Raw genomic sequence first — 20,844 nt, forward strand, 5'->3', positions numbered from 1 at the left:
CCGCGCCGCTCACCCGGACCCCCTGGGCCCCGGCCGTGTCCGACACGGCCTCGCCCGGGGGGTCCTCAGCGTGCTCGGTTAGAGTGACGCCCTGATGGACGCACAGCAGACGAACGGGACGGAACCCACCGCCCCACTGCTCCGTCTGCACCTTTTCGGCGGCTTTCGGGCCAGTCGTGACGCGGGTCCGCCGCTCGCGGAACGCTGGCCGCGCCCCGGTGCACGCGCCCTGGTGAAGCTGCTCGCCGTCGTCCCCGGGCACCGCCTCCACCGCGAGGAGGCCATCGCCGTCTGCTGGCCCGACGCCGGTCCGAAGGCCGCCGCCGGAAGCCTGCGGGTCGCCCTGCACGCCGCCCGCCGCGCCCTGGAACCCGAACTCGCCCCGCGCGCCAGCTCCTCGTACCTGGTCTCCGACGGGGCCCTTCTCCATCTCGATCCGGCCACCGTGTGGATCGACGCCGACGAGGCCGAATCCTCGGCCCGCACCGCCCTCGCCGACGGCGGGGTCGACGAACTGGCCGCCGCGATCGGCCGGTTCACCGGCGAGCTGCTGCCGGAGGACCGGTACGCGCGCTGGGCCGACGACCGGCGCGGACGGCTCGCCCTGCTCCGCGAACAACTGCTGCTCCGGCTCGCCGGGCGTCACCTGGAACGGGGCGCGGCGGCCGACGCGGCGGCCGTCGCCGAACAGGTCCTCGTGGGCAGCCCCGCCGAGGAGCTGGCCCACCGCATCCTCATCGACGCCTGGCTGCGCCAGGGGCTGCGGCGCCGGGCCGTGCACCAGTACCACGTGTGCCGCGAGGCGCTCGACACCGAACTCGGGGTGCGGCCGGGGCCGGAGACGGAGCGTCTGCACCGGGCCGCGCTGGCCGCCGCCCCCGCGCCGGTACCCGCCACTCCCCTGCTCCCGGCCCCGCTGCGGGCGGCGACCGCACCCCCGCTGCGGGGCCGCGACGCGGTGCTCGGCCGCCTCCTCGCGGCGGACGGCCCGCCCCTCACCCTCCTCACCGGTGAGGCGGGAGTGGGAAAGACGCGCCTGGTCGGCGAGGTGGCGCGGCGGGCCGCGGCGGCCGGTACGGCCGTGCTCTGGGGCGGCGCCCAGGACGCCGGGGGGCACACGCCGTACGGGGCGTTCGCGGAGGCACTCGACGGCTGGCTCGCCGAGCACAGCGCGGCCGAGCGGGCCCGGGTCGGCGCCGAGTACCCCGAACTCGCCGCGTTCCTTCCGTCGTTGGGGCAGGTGGGAACGACCGGCGAGCGCAGCCCGGAGGAGGAGCGGGACCGGCTGTTCCGGGCGAGCACGGCGCTCCTCGGTGATCTGGCGGCGGTCCGCCCGGTGCTGGTGGTGCTGGACGACCTGCACAGCGCCGACGCCGGTTCGTACCAGCTCCTCGGCCACCTGGCCCGGCGGGCGGTGCAGCGGGGGACGGCGCTGCGCTTCCTGGCGACCTACCGCGAGGAGGAGCTTCCCGACGGGGACGCGCGCCGCTCGGTGGTGGCCTCCCTGATGCGCCAGCGCCTCTGCGCGCGCGAGGAGTTGGAGCGCCTGGACAAGGAGGCGTGCCTGGCTGTGGTACGGGACGCCGGTGGCGGGGCGCCGGACGGCGGCGGGGCCCACCGGGTGTGGGAACTCTCCCTCGGCAACCCGCTGTTCGCCCTCGAACTCGCCCGCGACCTGCCCCGCGGCGGCAGGGTCGGCTACGCCCCCGAAGGGGTGCGGGACCTGGTGGCCGACCGGCTCGAACGGCTCGACACCGACGCGCGCCGCTTGGTCGAGGCGCTTTCGGTGGCCGGCGGTGACGCGGCCCTCTCCGAACTGCTCGACGTCGCCGAGCACGGGCTGAATCCGCAGGTGTCCGGCGCGGCGGCGGCCGACGCCCTGGAACACGCCATCGCCGCCTCGCTCGTCGAGGAACGGCAGGTGGTGGTGGCCGGACGGCCCGAGGCCGGGCTCGCCTTCCGCCACCCGCTGGTCCGGCTGACCTGCTACGAGCAGTTGGCCGTGGTCCGCCGCAGGCAGCTGCACGCCGCGTTCGCGCAGGCGGTCCAGCGGCGGCGGCCCGACGCCGTCGACACCCTCGCCTCCCACTTCGCGCGCGCCGACGATCCGCGCGCCGCCGAGTACCTGCGCCGGGCCGCCGAGCGGGCCGCCGCCCTGTACGCCAACGACGCCGCCGACCGCTACTACCGCGACCTGGTGGCCCGCCTCGACGTCGACGCGGCCCGCGCCCGCCTCGCGCACGCCCATGTCCTGCGCAGGATGGGTCACTTCGAGCAGGCCGCCGACGCGGTGCGGCTCGCCCTGGCCGAATTCGAGCGGCGCGGCGACCACGACGACGCGGTCATCGCGGCGGCGCTGCTCGCCGAGACGCTCGCCAAGACGAGCGGCCCCGACACCGGCCTGCGGACCCTGCGGGACCACCCGGTGACCGGGGACACCGCGCCGGAACCGGCCGCCGGCCACTTCCTCGCCCTCTCCCTCATCCGCTGCGTCCAGGGGCTGTACGCGGCCGGGGCGGAGGCCGCCCTGGACGCCCTGGCCGCCGCCCGGAACGTACCGGGAACCCGCGGACAGGGCCTGTCGGCCCGCGCGTTCGGCCTGCGGGCCGCCAACCTGGGCCTCGCCGGCCGCCTCGACCAGGCACGCGAGGCGGGCGACCGGGCCCTGGCCCCGGCCGAGGCGTACGGGGACCCGACGCTGCTCGGTACGGTCCTGTCGACGCTGCGGGAGAACGCGCGGCGGGCCGGCCGGCTGCGCGAGGCCGTCGAGATCGGCGCCCGCGCGCTCGGGCTGGCCAAGCAGTCCGGCGATCCGACGGCCGCCGCCTTCGAGCGCGGGAACCTCGCCGAACTCCGCCTGCTCCTCGAAGAACCCGAACCCGCCCGCGCCCTCGCCGAACAGGCCGTGGCGGGCGCGGAGGCCTACGAGGCGTGGTGCCTCCCCTACGCCCTGGCCACGATGGCGCGCGTGCGGGCGTTCCTGGGCGACCCGGCGGAGGCGACCGCCCTGCTGGACCGCGCCGGGGCTGCCGCCGACGCTCTCGGCGACCGCCAGGCCGCGTACGAGGTGCGCACCGCCCGGGCCGAATTCGCCCTGCGCGCGGGGCACCCCGAGGACGCTTTGCGCGCCCTGGAGGGCCACCCCGGCGACGCCCCGGCCCTGGTGGCCTGGGCGGAACTCCTGTCGGGACGCCCCGAGCGCGCGACGCGTCTCGCCCGCGCCGAGGTGACCCGGTCCGAGCGCACCGGGGAACGCCTCGCCGAGGTGGAGGCCCGGATCGTCCTCGGCACCGCCCTCTCCCGGCTCGCCCGGGAACGGGAGGGCGCCCTCGCCCAGGAACGGGAGGGCGCCAGGGAGCTGGCCCGCGCCGAGACCCTGGCCAGGGCCCTGCCGTACCCGGCGGGGACCCGCAGGACCGAGCGGGCGCGGGCGTTGCTGCGGGGGGCGACGCCCGGGTGACGTCGGCCCCCACCTGGCCGGTGCCGCGCGTGTGGCACCGGCCGGCCCCGGGAACGGGAGGCTACTTGTTCGGCTGGCGCTTCCACGGCCCCGTGATGGCGAGCATGATGCCGGGGGTCTGGATGTTGGCGAAGAGCGTCTTGCCGTCGGGCGAGAAGGTCACGCCGGTGAACTCGCTGTACGCGGGCGCCTCGGCCGTGCCCTCGTTCAGCTCGTTGCGCGCGATGGGGTAGGTGGCGCCGCTGTCGGTCGCCCCGAAGAGGTGCTGGACGCCCTCGCCGTCCTCGGCGATGACCAGGCCGCCGTAGGGCGAGACGGTGATGTTGTCCGGGCCGTCGAAGGCGCCGTCCTTCGACGGGTCGGCGTTGACGCCGAGGAGGACCTTGAGGGTGAGGGTGCGGCGCTTGGGGTCGTAGAACCAGACCTGGCCGTCGTGCTGGACGGGGCTCTCCGAGCGGGCGAACGAGGAGACGATGTAGACACCGCCGTCGCCCCACCACATGCCTTCGAGCTTGCGGGCGCGGGTGACCTCGGCGTCGGTGAACTGCTTGCGCACGGAGACGGTCCTGGCGTCGCGGTCCGGCACGTCGACCCAGTCGACGCCGTACACGGTGCCGATCTTGGTGGCGCGGGACAGGTCGTCGACGAACGCGCCGCTCTTGTCGAAGCACTTGGTGGCCTGGAGGACGCCGGCGTCGTCGGCGAGCGTGCGGAGCTTGCCTCGGCCGTGCTTGAAGCCCTGCGGCGGGACCCAGCGGTAGAGCAGCCCGTTCGGGGTGGCCGCGTCCTCGGTGAGGTAGGCGTCGCCGCGCTGCGGGTCGATGACGACGGCTTCGTGGGCGTACCGGCCGAAGGCCTTGATCGGGCGCGGGTCGCGGTTGGCGCGCTTGTCGTAGGGGTCGACCTCGAAGACGTAGCCGTGGTCCTTGAGGAGTCCGTTCTTGCCCGCCCGGTCCTCGGTCTCCTCGCAGGTCAGCCAGGTGCCCCACGGGGTCGCGCCGCCCGCGCAGTTGGTGGACGTACCGGCGATGCCGACCCACTCGGCGGTGTGGCCGCCCTGGCGGGTCTCCACGACGGTGCAGCCGCCGGCCGCGACCGGGTCGTAGACGAGGCCCTCGGCGAGCGGGACGGCGCGCGGCCAGTCGGCGCGCGTCCCGCTGAGCTCGTGGTTGTTGACCAGGAGGGTGACGCCGCGCGGGCCCTCGAAGGCGGCGGTGCCGTCGTGGTTGGAGGGAGTGGTCTCGCCCGACTCCAGCTTGGTGACACCGCTGTGGGTGACGATCCGGTACGTGAACCCGGCGGGCAGCGCCAGGATGCCCTTGGGGTCGGCAATCAGCGGGCCGTAGCCGGGCGCCTTGGAGTGGCCGTGGCCCTCGTGGCCGTGGTCTCCGTGGCCGTGGTCTCCGTGGCCGTGCCCGTCGTGGTCGCCGTGACCGTGGCCGTCGTGCTCCGCGGCGAGGGCACCGGGCGCGGTGGCCAGGGTGCCGACCACCCCGGTGAGGGCGATTCCGGCGCCGGCTACGGCGGACTGACGGGTGAATTCCCTGCGCGTGAACGACATGACGGGCTCCTGTGCGGTGTCCGGGACGTTGGCGCGCTCACATTCGCGGCCCCAGGCCAACTCCGCATGAACTCCAGGCGACTTGTGAGCACACCCTTGCCGTGCAACGGACGCCTCCGGCCACCCGGACGGGCGACTTCCTCACACCGCACCGGAGTCGGCTGCCACCCGCCCGCGAGCGGCAGCCGACGCACCGTCAGGACCCGCTGCGGGAGCGGGCCTTGAAGGCGGCCTTGCGCGCTTCCTTCGCCGTCTTCTTGTCGCCGTGCAGCCGGCCCATGGCGTCGAGCACCTCGGCGGTCGCCGGGTGGTCGACCCGCCAGATCTGGTCGAAGAAGTCGCCGTCCCGGCTGACCAGACCCTCGACGAGCCCTTGCAGCTCCGCCGCCTCGCCGTCGGCGTCCAGCTGCGCCGCGAGCGTGTCCACGGCCAGCCAGAAGACCATCGACTCCGGCGGCGGCGGGACGTCCGTCGCGCCGTGTTCGGCGAGCCAGACCCGGGCGAGCCCGCCCAGCTCCGCATCGGCGAGCACCGCGCGCAGCGCGGGCTCGGCGGCGGGGCCGGTGAGGGCGAGCGCCTGCTGGCAGTGGAGCCGCCGCAGCGGGGCGCCCTCGTCGTCTCCCCGGGCGGCGGCGAGCAGGTCGGCGGCGGTCGCGACGGCGTCGGTGTCGCCGCGCCCGGCGATCCACAGCCCGATCTCCGCCTGGGCTGCCGCCTCGGGGTAGTACGCGACCCCGTCCAGGAGGGCGGCGGCGTCCTTGTCCGCCAGGTCGCCGATGGCGGGCGCGTCCACGCCCGCCTCCAGCATCCGGGACCGGATGCCGTAGAGCCCGAGCGGGGTGAGCTTGACCATGCCGTACCGGCTGACGTCGTCCTCGTCGCCGACGGGGTCGGCCGACGCCTCGCTCTCCTCGGTCATCAGCGTCTCGTCGACGGGGTGGTACTCGACGATCCCGATCGGCTCCAGCACCCGGAACTGGTCGTCCAGCCGCATCATCGCCTCCGACACCTGCTCCAGGATGTCGTCGGTGGGCTCGCCCATGTCGTCGGGGACGATCATGGAGGCGGCGAGGGCGGGCAGCGGTACGGGGCCGTCGCCCGGACCGCCCTCGGAGAGGGTGAGGAGGTAGAGGTTGCCCAGTACCCCTTCGAGGAACTCGGCCTCGGCCTCCGGGTCCCAGTCCAGGGCGCCGAGGTCGACCGTGCCGTCCTCGCCGACCAGATCGGCGAAGTCGTCGAAGACCGGGGCGGTGGCGTCGGCGAAGGCGGCCTCCAGGCCGTCGAGCCAGACGGAGAGGACGTCGGCCGGTGAACCACCGGTCAGCAGGGCGAGGCTCTCCCCCTGCGTGGCGGTGCCCTCGGCGGACTCCGTCCTCCCGTCGGCCCCGTCGGCCCCGCCGGCCGAGGAGTCGGAGTCGTCGGACGGATCGGTGACGTCGACCAGCCCGGTGTCCACGGCCAGGCGCCAGGCCTCGCTGGCGAGGGCGGCCCCGTCCTCGTCCGCGGGGAGGCCGAGGTGCTCGGCGGCTGCGGGGAGCTGCGCCTCGACGAGTTCGCCCCCGGCGCCGACGCGCGTACCGGGCCCGGCCCAGCGGGCGAGGCGTACGGCCCGCACGAGCAGCGGCGCGGCCAGGGCGTCCCTGGCCAGTTCGGCCTCGGCGGGGAGCCGCACCGGCGGCAGGGTGGGACGCTCTGCGGACATCGGGGGTTCTCCTCGGCGCGTGCTCGGGTGCACGGGTGCGTACACGGTTCAGGCCGTCCAAGCCTAGTGCCGCCGACCGGCAGGGTTCGCCCAGTCGCCCCACGGACGGGGGAACCCTTTCAGCGCGTTGACGAGCAGGTCCGAGGGGCGGAGGGCGGGCGCGGGGTGGTGCTCCCGCTCAGCCGGGCAGCTTCGTCCGCCAGGCCGTCATGTTCAGCTCGTCCATCAGCCGGAGGTCGTGCTCCACCAGCGGAACGTTCCGCGATCCCGCGTCCGGGGCCGCCGCGAGCTCCAGGGAGTCGCTCTCGATGAGGTCGCCGCCCTCCTTGGTCGAGACCCAGGCGAGGACGGACTTCATGGTCCCGCCGGGCTTCAGCGCCACCGGCTCGGGGCCGAGGTCGGCGCCGAACATCGAACGGCCCGGGTTGACCGGGACCGGCAGCCGGTCGCCGTTCTCGTCCAGGACCCGGACCGAGGGGTAGCCGTCGACCTGGTAGGGCTCGGTGCCGCAGTTGACGAGGGTCAGCACGACGGCGCGGGCGAACATGGCCGCTTGCACGGGCCCCATGTCCACCCGGACGCCGGAGGCGGGGCAGTCGCCGGTCGGCGTGGGGTCCGGGGCGGGAGTCGGGGCGGCGGCCCGAGGAGGAGCCGGCCGTGCGGTGCCGCCCGCCGGAAAGGCGGAGGGGTCCAGGGTCTCCGCCGCGACGGGCCCGCCCGGCGTGACCGCCGCGCGGCTCGCGGCCGGCGTCGACGGCGGTTCACCCTCCCCCGCGGGCACGAAGACCCCCGCACAGCCGGTCAGGGCCAGCACCCCCGCCCCGACCAGCGCGGCGGCGCCGCTCCCCCGCCGTATCCGCTCACCCGCACGTACAGGCATTCGCTCCCCTTGCCGCTCTCCCGGGACCCTTCCGGACCATGTGAGACGCCACCGCGCCCCGGACGGTTCGGTCCCGGACGCGGCCGGCACACCCCGGACGGTTCGGTCCCGCACGCACCGCCGCGGGCCACGCCGGTCCGCCCCCGCCCCCGCGAGCGGGGCCGTGTCCGCCCTCGGCCGGGCCCCGCACATTCCCGCTCTTCCATGCACGAACTCGGCACCCCGGCTGCCCTTTTGACAGTTTCTTGGCGAATGCATGCCCCTTACATGAAGGGTTCCTCGCAAGAGTGACGGGACTACATGTGCACATCATCCAGCACATGCTCCGCACGCGAACACCCAGATCGCAGGGGGTTACATGAGAATCAGCCGCGCCGGAAGCCGCGCCGGACTGAGCATGGCAGCGACACTGCCGCTGCTCGCCGGCGCACTCGCCCTCGGAATACCGTCCGCCAGCGCGGACTCCGCTCCGGGCGGGCGCGACGCGCTGCAGGGCACCAAGCCGGCCTGGGCGACGGCCCAGGCCGACCAGGGTGCCACGGCCGACAGCGGCAAGGTGAGCGTCCGTGTCCACCTCGCCGGGCGGGACGCGGCCGGACTGGCCGCCTACGCCGCCGCCGTGTCCGACCCGCGGTCCTCCTCGTACGGGAAGTACCTGAGCGCCGAGCAGGCCCAGGCCCGCTTCGGCGCGACCCAGCAGCAGATCGACGAGGTCAGTCAGTGGCTGACCTCGAACGGCCTGACCGTCACCGGTGCGAACCAGCACTACGTCTCCGCCACCGGTGACGTCGCCGCGGCCGAGAAGACGTTCTCCACCCAGCTGCACAACTACCGCAAGGGCAGCCGGACCTACCGCGCCCCGAGCGCGACGGCCTCCGTGCCGGCCGGGCTGGGCAAGGCGGTGCTGGCGGTCTCCGGCCTGGACAACATGCCGCACAAGTCGAGCCAGGACGAGGTCCTGCCGCCGCCGGACGCGGTGTTCCGCAACGCCGGTCCCTTCTCCACGTACTACGGCTCGAACACCGCCTCCTCGCTGCCGAGCGCCTACGGCTCCAAGGTGCCGTACGCGGTCAAGGGCTACACCGGCGAGCAGCTCCGCTCCGCGTACGGGGCGGGGAGCTGGACCGGCAAGGGAGTGACCGTCGCCATCACCGACGCGTACGCCTCGCCGACCATCGCGAAGGACGCCGCGGAGTACGCCAAGCGCAACGGCGACGCCCCGTACAAGAAGGGCCAGCTCCGCCAGGTGCTGCCGGCCGACTACACGGCGACCGAGGAATGCGGAGCCTCCGGCTGGTACGGCGAGGAGACGCTCGACGTCGAGGCCGTGCACGCCGTCGCGCCCGCCGCGGACATCGTGTACGTGGGCGGCGCCTCCTGCTACGACGCCGACCTGCTGGACTCGCTCAACAAGGTCGTCGACCACCGGCTCGCCGACATCGTCTCCAACTCCTGGGGCGACGTAGAGGCCAACGAGACCCCGGACGTCGCGGCGGCGTACGACCAGGTGTTCAAGCTGGGCGCGGTCGAGGGCATCGGCTTCTACTTCTCCTCCGGCGACGCGGGCGACAACGTCGCGTCCACCGGCACCAAGCAGGTCGACGTCCCGTCCAACTCCGCGTGGGTGACGTCGGTCGGCGGCACCTCGCTGGCCGTCGGCAAGGGCGACGCCTACCAGTGGGAGACCGGCTGGGGCACGCTGAAGGCGAACCTCTCCGACGACGGGAAGAGCTGGACCGACTTCCCCGGCGCCTACACCTCCGGCGCGGGCGGCGGCACCAGCTCGACCGTGAAGCAGCCGTCCTACCAGCGCGGTGTCGTGCCCGACGCGCTCGCCCGGGCGAACGGCAGGACCCGGATGCGCACCGCCCCGGACATCGCGGCGGTCGCCGACCCGAACACCGGCTTCCTCGTCGGCCAGACCCAGACGCTCCCCGACGGCTCGCTCGGCTACGACGAGTACCGCATCGGCGGCACGTCGCTGGCGGCTCCGGTCATCGCGGGCGTCCAGGCCCTCGCACAGCAGGCGCAGCACGGCCGTTCGATCGGCTTCGCCAACCCGGCGATCTACGCCCGTTACGGCTCGAAGGCGTACCACGACGTCACCGACCACCCGCTGGGTGGGGGCCGTGACCTCGCGGTGGCCCGGGTCGACTTCGCCAACGGCGTCGACGCGACGGACGGTCTTCTGACGTCGCTCCGGAGCCTCGGCCAGGACGCCTCGCTCAAGGCGGTCAAGGGGTACGACGACGTGACGGGCGTCGGCACCCCGGCGGCCGGGTACATCAGCTCCTTCCGCTGATCCCGGCGCACCGGCCCGACGCGTAAGACTGCCCCGGGGCTCCGGCCCCGGGGCAGTCGTGCGCTTCCGCCGGGCACCGCGCGGTGGGCACTGCGCGCAGTCGTACGCCCCCGCCGGGCGGTGTCCCGGTGCACGCCCACCGAACGGCGCCGAGAAGTGGCATCACCCGGCCGCCCCGGGTTCCCTGGACGGACGCGGCACACTGCGGTCCGGTGCACCCGGGCGGCGTGCGCCGGTGTCCTCCCCCGGCCCCTGGAGTCCGCCATGCCCCGCGGCACAGCACACCGCACCGCCGCCCGGTGGTGTCCGGCCGCGGCGCGGGAGGCGCGCCGATGAGGGAGTCCTCCGGCGACGCCGTCGAACACGTCCTGCACGCCTTCCTGGCGGAGGTGCACTCGACGGCTCCGACCGGCCTCTCCGTCCTCGTCAACCGCCACGCCGCGCGTCTCGGCCTCGGCCACGTGGACGTCTATCTGGTGGACATCCAGCAGCGGCAGCTGACCCTCCTCTCGGGCGAGGGCCGGCTGCCGGTGGACGATTCCCTGGCCGGCTGGGCCTACCGCGCGATGACCCTGCGCGTGCAGAACACCGACGCCCGGACGCTGATCGTCTGGCTGCCGCTGGTCGACGGCGAGGAGCGGCTGGGTGTGGCCGGCTTCCACCTGGACACGCTGGACGGCACCCTGCTGGAGCGGTGCGGGTCGCTCGCGTCCGTCCTCGCCATGGCGATCACGTCCAAGCGGGCGTTCAGCGACCGGCTCGTGCAGCAGGCGCGCACCGGGACCATGACGCTGCCGGCGGAGATGCTGCGGGCACTGCTGCCGCCCCGCACCGTCGGCGACGACAGGGCTGTCTCCACCGCCGTCCTCGAACCCGCCTACGAGCTGGGCGGGGACGCGTTCGACCACGCCCTGACGGAGTCGACGCTGCACGCCGTGATCCTGGACTCGATGGGGCACAACCTCGCGTCCGGGCTGACCACCGCGATCGCGATGGCCGGCTGCCGGAGCGCCCGGCGCCGGGGATCCGGGCTGGGCGAGATGGTGAGGACCGTCGACGAAGCGCTCGCGGAGTGGCTTCCGGACCAGTTCTGCACCGGGATCGTCATGCAGCTCGACCTGGCCAGCGGCATTCTGAGCTGGGTCAACAGCGGGCACCCGCCGCCCCTTCTGATCCGCGACGAACAGGTCCTGGAGAGCGCCCTCGAATATCCGGGCGAACCGCCCATGGGAACGCCCGGCGTGCTCGGCGGGCTCTCCCGCACGGTGCGCGAAGCGGCGCTGGAGCCGGGAGACCGCGTCATCCTCTACACGGACGGGGTGACCGAGGCGCGTCTTGCCGGGGGGTCACAGTTCGGCCTCGCGGGCTTCACCACCTCCATCATCCGCGCCACCGCGGTCGGCGAGCTCGCTCCGGAAGCGCTCCGTCAGCTCATCCACTCGATCCTGGAGCACCAGAACGACAAGCTCGCGGACGACGCCACCATCCTCATGATCGAGTGGCGGCAGCACCAGCGTTCGTGAGGGGCAGCCGCACGCCGGACCGCCGTCAGGGGTGCAGCAGCGTCTTGATCATGCCGTCCGCCTTCCGCTGGAAGGCGGAGTACGCCTGAGGCCCCTGTTCCAGCGGCAGGTGGTGCGTCGCGAAGGTGTCGACGCCCAGCGGGTCCGCGTCGGTGAGCAGCGGCAGGATGTCGTCGACCCAGCGCCACACGTTCGCCTGGCCCATCCGGAGCTGGATCTGCTTGTCGAACATCTTCAGCAGGGGCAGCGGGTCGACGGCGCCTCCGTAGACGCCGGAGAGCGAGATCGTGCCGCCCCGGCGCACCACGTCCACGGCGGTGTACACGGCGGACAGCCGGTCGAGACCCGCGGTCTCCATGAGGCGTTCGGCCACGGCGTCCGGGAGCAGCCCGACCGCCCAGTGGGCCGCCTTCGCCGTGGGGGCGCCGTGCGCCTCCATGCCGACGGCGTCGATCACGGAGTCCGTACCGCGCCCCTGGGTGAGTTCCCGGATCGCGTCGCCCGGTCCGTTGGCGTACCGGCGCAGGTCCAGGCAGGTGGCGCCGTACGTACTCGCCCTGGCCAGGCGTTCGGGTACGAGGTCCACGCCGACGACGAGTCCGGCGCCCCGGTGGCGGGCGATGCGGGCCGCCATCGCGCCGATCGGGCCGAGGCCGAGGACGGTGACCGTGCCGCCGGGCGGGATCGCCGCGTACTCGACCGCCTGCCAGGCGGTGGGCAGCACGTCGGAGAGGTAGACGAACCGGTCGTCCGGCGGGCCCGTCGGCACCTTGATCGGCAGGCTGTTGCCGAACGGGACTCGGAGGAACTGGGCCTGTCCGCCCGGGACCTGTCCGTACAGCTTGGTGTAGCCGAAGAGCGCGGCGCCCATGCCGCGGGAGCGGACCTGGGTGGTCTCGCACTGGGAGTGCAGGCCCTGTTCGCACATGAAGCAACGGCCGCAGCAGATGTTGAACGGGACGACGACCCGGTCGCCCCTGGCCACCGCGGTGACCTCGGGGCCGGTCTCCTCGACGATTCCCATCGGTTCGTGGCCGAGGATGTCGCCCGGGTCGAGATAGGGGCCGAGGACCTCGTAGAGATGGAGGTCGGAGCCGCAGATCCCGGTCGAGGTGATGCGCACGATCACGTCGTCCGGCTTCTCGATCGGCGGATCGGGGACCGTCTCGACCCTGACGTCCCGCTTCCCGTGGTAGGTGAGCGCCCGCACAGCGGATCCCCTCTCGAGCGTCGGCAGGTTCTCCACCCTCCACTCTCCGCGCCCGGAGCCACCCTGTCGCGTCGGCCGGGTACGGAACAGCCCCCGGGGGCACCGGGGGCTGTTCCGCGGGCCGCTCGCGCGGGCTCAGTTGTGCGCGTGCAGGATGTCGTTCAGTCCGTCCCAGACCGCGTTGTTCGGGCGGGCCTCGACGGTGCCGGTGACGGAGTTGCGGCGGAAGAGGATGTTCGAGGCGCCCGAGAGGTCGCGGGCCTTGACGACCTGGCCGTCCGGCATCGTGACGCGGGTGCCGGCGGTGACGTACAGCCCGGCTTCGACGACGCACTCGTCGCCGAGCGCGATGCCGATGCCCGCCTCCGCGCCGATGAGGCAGCGCTCGCCGATCACGATGCGCTCCTTGCCGCCGCCGGAGAGGGTGCCCATGGTGGAGGCGCCGCCGCCGATGTCGGAACCGTCGCCGATGACGACGCCCGCCGAGATGCGGCCCTCGACCATCGAGGTGCCGAGCGTCCCGGCGTTGAAGTTGACGAAGCCCTCGTGCATGACGGTCGTACCGGACGCCAGGTACGCGCCGAGGCGGACCCGGTCGGCGTCGGCGATACGGACGCCCTTGGGCGCGACGTAGTCCGTCATCCTCGGGAACTTGTCGACCGAGGTGACCTGGAGGTGCAGGCCCTCGGCACGGGCGTTCAGCCGGACCGTGTCCAGGTCGTCCACGGCGACCGGACCGAGGGAGGTCCAGGCGACGTTGGCGAGGAGACCGAAGAGGCCGTCCAGGTTCTGGCCGTGCGGCTGGACGAGCCGGTGCGAGAGCAGGTGCAGGCGCAGGTAGGCGTCGTGCGCGTCCAACGGCTTGTCGTCCAGCGAGGAGATGACCGTGCGGACGGCGACGACCTCGACTCCGCGGCGGGCGTCCACGCCGACGGCCTTGGCGGCGCCTTCGCCGAGCAGGTTCACGGCCTCGTCGGCGGTGAGCCGCCGCGTGCCGGCCGGGCCGGGCTCGGCGGTGAGCCCGGGGGCGGGGAACCAGGTGTCGAGGACGGTGCCGTTCCCGGCGATGGTGGCGAGGCCGGCGGCGACGGCGCCGGTGGTACGGGACGAGCCCTGGGAAGTCGTGTCGGTCATGACCAAAACCTAACCGTCCAGGTCCCGCCCGGGCGAACCGGTCTCAGGAACCGGCTGGTCGCGCCCCGGTGCCCCGCCCCTCCCGCGAACCTGTCCCCCGGCTCCGAGCGCTACGGTGTCCCCGCATCGACCTCCGGTCGAACAGCGGAACAGCGCATCGAACAACTCGTGGGGGGAACAGTGGCGCAGGACGCGGGGTGGGGCGGCGGAGCGCAGGGTGGCGCGCCGTACGGCTGGGGAGGCCACCAGGGCTGGGGCGGCCGGCGGGTGCCCCCGCCGCCGGAGCCCGGGGTGATACCGCTGGCGCCCCTGCAGCTCTCGAACATCTTCAACGGCGCCTTCTCCACGATGGGCCGCTACTGGAAGGCGCTGTTCGGTTTCACCGCGGCGACCTACGGAGCGGCGGCGGTCGCCGTCGCGGCGACCCTGCTCGTCGCCTTCTCCGCCGTCCACGGCCACATCGACAGCCTCAGCGCGTCCACCGAGGAGACGGACGTCCCCTGGGACGACATCACCCCGATCCTGGTGGCGCTCGGCATCGTGATGCTGATCGGGGTCGTCGTGTTCGTCCTGGCCCTCACCCTGGTGCAGGCGGCGGTGCCCGCGGTGCTCCAGGGAGCGGTGCTGGGCCGCCCGGTGACCTTCCGCATGGTCCGCGAGACCGCCGTGTCCAGGCTGCGGGCCATGCTGGGCACCGTGCTCCTGACCGGGCTGATCGCGGCGGTTCCCCTCGTCCTGACGATCGGATGCGAGACGTCCGTGATCGCACTGGCCGTGTCGAACGGTGATTCGAACAGCGCCGCCGCGTTCCTGGGGATTTCCTTCCTGCTCCTGCTGGCGGCGGGGCCGCTCTCCTCCTGGCTCTGGGTGAAGTTCTCGCTGGCGCCGACGGCGGTGGTCCTCGAACGCCAGGGACCGATCGCCGCGATGCGCCGCTCGTCCCGGCTGGTGCGCGGCAGTTGGTGGCGGATCCTCGGCATTTCGCTGCTGGGCCAGATGATCGCGGGCATGGCCTCGTACCTCATCCAGATGCCGTTCACCGTCGCCGCCGTGTTCTCCTCCGCGCTGACCACGTCGGGCCTGGACAGCGACGCGAGCCTCACCGCTGTCCTGCTCTCCCTGGCCGGCGTCGTCGCGCTCGCACTGGCCGGTCAGATGATCGGCCAGATCGTCGTGGGCACCTTCCCCCCGCTGATTCTGGGGCTGCTCTACGTCGACCGCCGCATGCGTACGGAGAACCTCGCCCAGGACCTGGCCACCGCGGCGGGCCTCACTCCGGCCCCCGCCCCCACGCCCCCGCCGTACAGCCACCAGACCCCGCAGCCGGGCCAGGCCCCGTACGGCCACCCGGACCCGCAGCCGGGTCCGGCACCGCAGCCGGACGACACGCCGCCCCCCGGCCCTGGCCCGCGGCCCGGCGACACGCCGCGGCCGGGCGCCGAGCCCGGCCCGGACGGGGACTCCGCGCCCTGACGCCCTGCGTCCGTCGGTCTCCGCGCCCGGTCCTGACCGGACCGGGCGCGGGCCTCTCAGTCGCGCAGCGTCCGCTTCGGGCGCAGTACGCAGAATTCGTTGCCCTCGGGGTCCGCCAGCACGACCCAGCTCACGTCGTCCCCCTGCCCGACGTCGACCCGCGTGGCACCGAGCGCGACGATCCGCTCGACCTCCGCGTCCTGGTCGTCGGGGCTGAGGTCGATGTGCAGGCGGTTCTTGACCGTCTTCCGCTCGGGTACGGAGACGAAGCAGAGGCCGGGCAGGGCCTCCGGGTTCGCCCCGATCGTCACCTCGTCCTCGTCCTCGTAGACGACCCTCCAGTCCAGCACCTCGCACCAGAAGCGGGCGAGCGACGGCATGTCGTGGGCGTCCACGACGAGCGTGTACCAGGAAGAGGCCATGGCCGTCACTCTGCCAGACCGCCATGGGCCCGGCCAGGCCACAACGCGCCGCCACGGCAGCGGCCGGCCGGCCGTCGCGTGCACGCTCTTTCGCCCATGCCCCCGGACCATGGACGCCTGGGCCGCTGGGGCAACACGTCCGATCAGGCGGAGTCCTCGGCATAGTCGTCCAGGCCGAGACGCCGGCCAGAGCTCTCGGCCCAGGGGCTACGCATCGGGGATGTCCGCCTTCGCGGCGGCGGCCGTCCTGCGGGGAATGACGACGATCCGCTCGTCCGGTGCGACGGTGAGCCCGGGAGGAAGACGGTTCAGATAGAACGGGGTGAGGTCACGGCCTACGACGGCGATGTCGCCGTTCTCCAGCTCCCAGATGTCCGGACACCCCTGTTCGCCCCCTGTGGTGCCGAGTTCGGCAGGGGTTTTGCCCAGGCGGCGCAGGAGCGGTGACGATGGATCGGCTTCCCAGCCCCGAGTCGTCATGATCCTCCCTTCGGCCTCCGCCAGGGTAACCGCGAGCGCACCCGGCGCGAGCGAGGAGAGCGGCTTCCGGCCAGGTGCGGGCCCGGCACGACGCGCCGGGGCCCGCCGGGCAGGCCGGATCACGCGGCTCGTCGCGACAGGCCGCCGGATCGGGCGGGCCGGAGCGACCAGGTTGCGCCCGTCAACAGCCGGACGGGCGGCCGGGAATCGAACCCCGGCCGCCCGCATCGCCGCCCCGCCCGTCGACGGCTCTGCCGGGCCCGGTCGCAGGCCCGCTCCGGTCAGCCGCCGACCGTGAACCAGGTGGCGCGGGACTTCTTGAACTCGGCGTGGTCCAGGTCCTTCGCCTCCGTGCCGTCCCCGTAGAGGTCGGCCGCGCCGGCGTCGGTGATCAGCTGGGCGCGGGTGCCCGCGACCGTCAGGTCGGGCACCGAGACGACGGCCTCCCAGCCGCCCGGGTCAGTGGTGGGCAGGTCGAGGCGCTTGACCGGGGCGTGGCCGGCGACGCCGTCCCAGCTGTAGAGGGCGTACGGGTCGGAGTTGTCGTCCGCCTCCCAGGAGCCGGCGACGACAAGGTACTGGTTCGCCGCGTTCTTCCGGATGTCGCGGATCGCGAGGCCGCCGAGGTCCAGCTCGATCGGGGTGCCGAAGACCGGCTTGGCGCCGCTGGCGACGACCTTGTCGAAGTTGGTCACCGGCACGATCAGGCCCTTGCCGCCCGACTTCGGCGGCACGAGGGGCGCCCGGAAGCCGACGTAGGCGGTGGTGGTGGAGCCGGGCGCGAACTCCAGGCCCTCCACGTTGAACCCGTCGATCTGCTTGGGTACTTGGCCGTCCTCGGTGCCGTCGGCGAAGCCGTACCGATCGTCGTTCGCCTCGTCCCACGCGACGAGGTCGTCCCGGAGCTTCTTGTACGAGCTGCCGACGGTGAGCGCGGTGGAGGCGCCGGAGCCGGAGACGGTCGTGGTGAAGACGGTGTTGCGGTCGGCCTTGTACTCGCCGTCCTTGTTGTTTCCGAGCGAGCCGGTCCAGTAGATGGTGTCGCCGACCCGGGCCGCGCCCTCGATGTCGATCTCCTTGTCCGCCCCGAGCTTGGACCCGACGTCCCAGGTCTTCACGGGTGCGCCGGAGACGGCCAGGTTGTAGAGGCGCAGGACGTTCGACTCGTCGTCGGCGACGACCGCGTACCCCCCGCCGACGTCGACGGCGGCCGACGCGTCCGAGGAGCCGGTGAGGTAGCGGGTGTCGGCGGCGTTCTGCACCGCGGCCGAGGCGGCGTAGTACAGCTTCTTGGTGGCCGTCTTGCCGCCGAGGCCGGTGACCTTGATGGTGAGGTCGGTGTATCCGCGGGCGTGGGCGGTGACGGAGATCTGGCGGGTCGCGCCGGTGCCGGTCACGGTCACGTCGGAGGTCGCGGCGACCGAGGTCTTGGAGCTGGCGGAGGCAGCGACGGTGAGGGCGGTGGCGTCGGCACCGCTCTGCGCCACGGTGACGGTGACGACCGGGTCGCCCGTCGCTCCCACCGCGCCGGAGAGGTACGTCGCCGACAGGGCGATGGTCGGCGTCCCGTAGGTCGCGGCGTGCGCGGGGGCGGTGATCCCCAGGGCGGCGAGCGCGAGCAGGCCGGCCGCTGCGGCGGCTGCCCGGCGGTGGCGGGGTGAAGGCTGGTGCGTCACTGCGTACCTCTCGTCGGCGGGTCGTCGCCGAGAAGATTCCGGCTCCAGGGACAACGAGGGGTACACGCCGGCGGTACGGCGGGCGAACAGTACGAGGACGGCCCTCCGGTCCACGCGTGGTGGACCGGAGGGCCGTCCTCGAAACCGCGGGTGAGCGGTGCGGCTGTGCGGTGGTGCTCAGACGTTGAAGCCGAGCGCGCGGAGCTGCTCGCGCCCGTCGTCCGTGATCTTGTCCGGGCCCCACGGCGGCATCCAGACCCAGTTGATCCGCAGCTCGCTGACGATGCCGTCGGTCGCGGACTTCGCCTGGTCCTCGATGACGTCGGTCAGCGGGCAGGCCGCGGACGTCAGCGTCATGTCGAGGGTGGCGATGTTGGCGTCGTCGATGTGGATGCCGTAGATCAGGCCCAGGTTGACGACGTCGATGCCCAGCTCGGGGTCGACGACGTCGTACAGCGCCTCGCGGACCTCCTCCTCGGAGGCCGGCTTCAGTGCCACAGTCTCGTTCTCGCTCATGAGGTCTTCCCTTCGGACAGCGCCTGCGCCGTCGCGTCCTTCCACGCCATCCAGCTCAGCAGCGCGCACTTGACGCGAGCCGGGTACTTGGAGACGCCGGCGAACGCGACCGCGTCCTCCAGTATCTCCTCCATCGCGTCGTCGGGCTCCAGCTGGCCCTTGGACTGCATCAGCTCCAGGAAGGCGTCCTGGATCTTCCGCGCCTGGTCCAGCTCCTTGCCGACCAGCAGGTCGTTCAGCACCGAGGCGCTGGCCTGGCTGATCGAGCAGCCCTGCCCCTCGTAGCTGACGTCGGCGAGGGTGTCGCCTTCGTACCGCACGCGGAGCGTGATCTCGTCGCCGCACGTCGGATTGACGTGGTGCACCTCGGCGTCGCCGTCCCGCAGGCCGCGCCCGTGGGGGTGCTTGTAGTGGTCCAGGATGACTTCCTGGTACATCGAATCCAGCTTCACCCGTCAGCCCTCAGCATCAACCGAAAAAGTTCCGTACGTGCTCCAGACCGTCCACCAGGGCGTCGACCTCGGCGGGCGTGGAGTACAGATAGAACGACGCCCGCGTGGTCGCGGGAATTCCGTACCGCAGGCAGACCGGCCGCGCGCAGTGGTGGCCCACCCGGACCGCGATGCCCTGTTCGTCGAGCACCTGGCCCACGTCGTGCGGGTGGATGTCGCCGAGCGTGAAGGAGATCGTGGCGCCGCGGTTCTCGGCCGTGGTCGGGCCGATGATCCGCAGGTCCGGCACCTCCAGGAGCCGCGCCACCGCGTATTCGGTGATCGCCTGCTCGTGGCGGTGGATGTTCTCCATGCCGATGGCGGTGAGGTAGTCCACGGCCGCGCCGAGGCCGACGGCCTGGGCGATCGGGGGCGTACCCGCCTCGAACTTGTGCGGTGCCGGGGCGTACGTCGACGAGTGCATCGACACGGTCTCGATCATCTCGCCGCCGCCGAGGAAGGGCGGCAGGTCCTCCAGGAGCTCCTGCCGTCCCCACAGGACGCCGATGCCGGTCGGGCCGACCATCTTGTGACCGGTGAAGGCCACGAAGTCGGCCTGCAGCGCCTGCACGTCCAGCACCATGTGCGGGGCGGCCTGCGAGGCGTCGATGCAGACCAGTGCGCCGACCTGCTGGGCGCGGCGGATGATCTGCTCGACCGGGTTGATCGTGCCCAGGATGTTCGAGACCAGCGTGAAGGAGACGATCTTCGTCTTCTCGGTGATGATCTCGTCGATGTTGGACAGGTCGAGCCGGCCGTCGTCCGTGATGCCGAACCACTTCAGCTTCGCGCCGGTGCGCTGCGAGAGCAGCTGCCACGGGACGATGTTGGAGTGGTGCTCCATCTCGGTGGTGACGATCTCGGTGTCGCGGTCGACCCGGTAGGGCTCGTCCGCCCAGCCGAGCATGTTCGCGACGAGGTTGAGCGACTCCGAGGCGTTCTTCGTGAAGATGACCTCGTCGCGGCTCGGCGCGTTGATGAAGGCGGCGACCTTGTCGCGGGCGCCTTCGTACAGCGCGGTGGCCTCCTCGGCGATCGTGTACACACCGCGGTGGACGTTGGCGTTGTGCCGCTCGTAGTACTCGCTGAGAGCGTCGAGCACCTGGCGCGGCTTCTGCGAGGTCGCCGCGCTGTCCAGGTACACGATCTTCTTGCCGTCGTGGACCGTGCGGCCCAGGAGGGGGAAGTCCTTGCGGATCGCCTCGGTGTCGAGGAGGCCGGTCAGCCCCTTGCGGGCGTCAGTCACGCGGAAGCGCCACCCTTCACGTACGCCTCGTAGCCCTCGTTCTCCAGCTTGTCGGCCAGCTCCGCGCCGCCGGACTCGGCGATGCGGCCGTTGGCGAAGACGTGCACGAAGTCGGGCTTGATGTAGCGGAGGATCCGCGTGTAGTGGGTGATCAGCAGGGTGCCGACCTCGCCGGTGTCGCGGACCCGGTTGACGCCCTCGGAGACGATGCGCAGGGCGTCGACGTCGAGGCCGGAGTCGGTCTCGTCGAGGATGGCGACCTTCGGCTTGAGGAGCTCCAGCTGCAGGATCTCGTGGCGCTTCTTCTCACCGCCGGAGAAGCCCTCGTTGACGTTGCGCTCGGCGAACGCCGGGTCCATCTGGAGCCCGGCCATCGTCTCCTTGACCTCCTTGACCCACGTACGCAGCTTGGGGGCCTCGCCGCGGACGGCGGTGGCGGAGGTGCGCAGGAAGTTGGAGACCGAGACACCGGGGATCTCGACCGGGTACTGCATGGCGAGGAACAGGCCGGCGCGGGCGCGCTCGTCGACGGACATCTCGAGGACGTCCTCGCCGTCGAGGGTGACGGTGCCGCTCGTGATCGTGTACTTGGGGTGACCGGCGAGCGAGTACGCCAGGGTGGACTTGCCGGACCCGTTGGGGCCCATGATGGCGTGGGTCTCGCCCTGCTTCACGGTCAGGTCGACGCCCTTGAGGATCTCCTTCGTGGCGTTGTCGGCCTCGACGGTGACGTGCAGGTCGCGGATTTCAAGCGTTGCCATGGGTGAC

General features: G+C 72.9%; 16 protein-coding genes. 4 read left to right on the forward strand and 12 right to left on the reverse strand.

Annotated elements, in window-relative coordinates; all coding sequences use genetic code 11:
* Window positions 1–94: 94 nt before the first annotated feature.
* A complete protein-coding gene (locus ACFWEE_RS15060; protein ID WP_386889259.1) occupies window positions 95–3,460 on the forward strand; it encodes an ATP-binding protein in 3,366 nt (1,121 codons plus the stop codon).
* A 61-nt stretch (window positions 3,461–3,521) separates the two neighbouring features.
* Here ACFWEE_RS15060 and ACFWEE_RS15065 read toward each other — a convergent pair whose 3' ends face one another.
* The 3 genes from ACFWEE_RS15065 to ACFWEE_RS15075 form a co-directional block, all read right to left on the reverse strand.
* The gene (locus ACFWEE_RS15065) at window positions 3,522–5,021 is read right to left on the reverse strand and encodes an alkaline phosphatase PhoX (RefSeq protein WP_386889261.1); all 1,500 of its coding nucleotides are present in this window, start codon (window positions 5,019–5,021) and stop codon (window positions 3,522–3,524) included.
* A gap of 196 nt (window positions 5,022–5,217) precedes the next feature.
* Window positions 5,218–6,723, reverse strand: coding sequence for a hypothetical protein (locus tag ACFWEE_RS15070; protein WP_386889263.1), 1,506 nt, complete (start codon window positions 6,721–6,723; stop codon window positions 5,218–5,220).
* A 178-nt stretch (window positions 6,724–6,901) separates the two neighbouring features.
* On the reverse strand, window positions 6,902–7,603 hold the full coding sequence (locus ACFWEE_RS15075; RefSeq protein ID WP_386889265.1) for a DUF4232 domain-containing protein: 702 nt from the start codon (window positions 7,601–7,603) through the stop codon (window positions 6,902–6,904).
* Window positions 7,604–8,000: 397 nt separating this feature from the next.
* Between ACFWEE_RS15075 and ACFWEE_RS15080 the strand changes: the two genes are divergently transcribed.
* Both ACFWEE_RS15080 and ACFWEE_RS15085 read left to right on the forward strand, forming a co-directional pair.
* A complete protein-coding gene (locus ACFWEE_RS15080) occupies window positions 8,001–9,905 on the forward strand; it encodes a protease pro-enzyme activation domain-containing protein (RefSeq protein ID WP_386889267.1) in 1,905 nt (634 codons plus the stop codon).
* A gap of 332 nt (window positions 9,906–10,237) precedes the next feature.
* Window positions 10,238–11,428, forward strand: a complete 1,191-nt coding sequence (locus ACFWEE_RS15085; protein ID WP_386889268.1) for a PP2C family protein-serine/threonine phosphatase — start codon at window positions 10,238–10,240, stop codon at window positions 11,426–11,428.
* 25 nt (window positions 11,429–11,453) lie between these two features.
* Here ACFWEE_RS15085 and ACFWEE_RS15090 read toward each other — a convergent pair whose 3' ends face one another.
* Window positions 11,454–12,638 carry an alcohol dehydrogenase catalytic domain-containing protein gene (locus ACFWEE_RS15090; protein WP_386889270.1) on the reverse strand — a complete coding sequence of 395 codons (1,185 nt, stop codon included), beginning with the start codon at window positions 12,636–12,638 and terminating at the stop codon, window positions 11,454–11,456.
* Window positions 12,639–12,773: 135 nt separating this feature from the next.
* A complete protein-coding gene (gene dapD, locus ACFWEE_RS15095; RefSeq protein ID WP_386889272.1) occupies window positions 12,774–13,772 on the reverse strand; it encodes a 2,3,4,5-tetrahydropyridine-2,6-dicarboxylate N-succinyltransferase in 999 nt (332 codons plus the stop codon).
* Between the two features lie 168 nt (window positions 13,773–13,940).
* Between dapD and ACFWEE_RS15100 the strand changes: the two genes are divergently transcribed.
* Window positions 13,941–15,245 (forward strand): hypothetical protein, encoded by a 1,305-nt coding sequence (locus tag ACFWEE_RS15100; protein WP_386889273.1) that lies wholly within the window; start codon window positions 13,941–13,943, stop codon window positions 15,243–15,245.
* A gap of 56 nt (window positions 15,246–15,301) precedes the next feature.
* On the opposite strand, the gene ACFWEE_RS15105 is transcribed toward ACFWEE_RS15100, so the two are convergent.
* The 7 genes from ACFWEE_RS15105 to sufC form a co-directional block, all read right to left on the reverse strand.
* Window positions 15,302–15,667, reverse strand: coding sequence for a VOC family protein (locus ACFWEE_RS15105; protein ID WP_386889275.1), 366 nt, complete (start codon window positions 15,665–15,667; stop codon window positions 15,302–15,304).
* Window positions 15,668–15,874: 207 nt separating this feature from the next.
* A complete protein-coding gene (locus tag ACFWEE_RS15110; protein ID WP_386889277.1) occupies window positions 15,875–16,147 on the reverse strand; it encodes a hypothetical protein in 273 nt (90 codons plus the stop codon).
* A gap of 281 nt (window positions 16,148–16,428) precedes the next feature.
* A complete protein-coding gene (locus ACFWEE_RS15115; protein WP_386889278.1) occupies window positions 16,429–17,823 on the reverse strand; it encodes a hypothetical protein in 1,395 nt (464 codons plus the stop codon).
* Between the two features lie 177 nt (window positions 17,824–18,000).
* A complete protein-coding gene (locus tag ACFWEE_RS15120; protein ID WP_266703120.1) occupies window positions 18,001–18,339 on the reverse strand; it encodes a metal-sulfur cluster assembly factor in 339 nt (112 codons plus the stop codon).
* Entirely contained in the window at window positions 18,336–18,791 is a 456-nt protein-coding gene (gene sufU, locus ACFWEE_RS15125; protein ID WP_327175108.1) for a Fe-S cluster assembly sulfur transfer protein SufU, read from the reverse strand. Before sufU ends, ACFWEE_RS15120 begins: the two co-directional genes overlap by 4 nt.
* Window positions 18,792–18,807: 16 nt before the next feature.
* Window positions 18,808–20,076 (reverse strand): cysteine desulfurase, encoded by a 1,269-nt coding sequence (locus ACFWEE_RS15130; protein ID WP_386889279.1) that lies wholly within the window; start codon window positions 20,074–20,076, stop codon window positions 18,808–18,810.
* Window positions 20,073–20,837 carry a Fe-S cluster assembly ATPase SufC gene (gene sufC, locus ACFWEE_RS15135; RefSeq protein WP_386889281.1) on the reverse strand — a complete coding sequence of 255 codons (765 nt, stop codon included), beginning with the start codon at window positions 20,835–20,837 and terminating at the stop codon, window positions 20,073–20,075. Before sufC ends, ACFWEE_RS15130 begins: the two co-directional genes overlap by 4 nt.
* Window positions 20,838–20,844: the final 7 nt, after the last annotated feature.

Source organism: Streptomyces sp. NPDC060184 (assembly GCF_042728795.1).
Classification (GTDB): Bacteria; Actinomycetota; Actinomycetes; order Streptomycetales; family Streptomycetaceae; genus Streptomyces.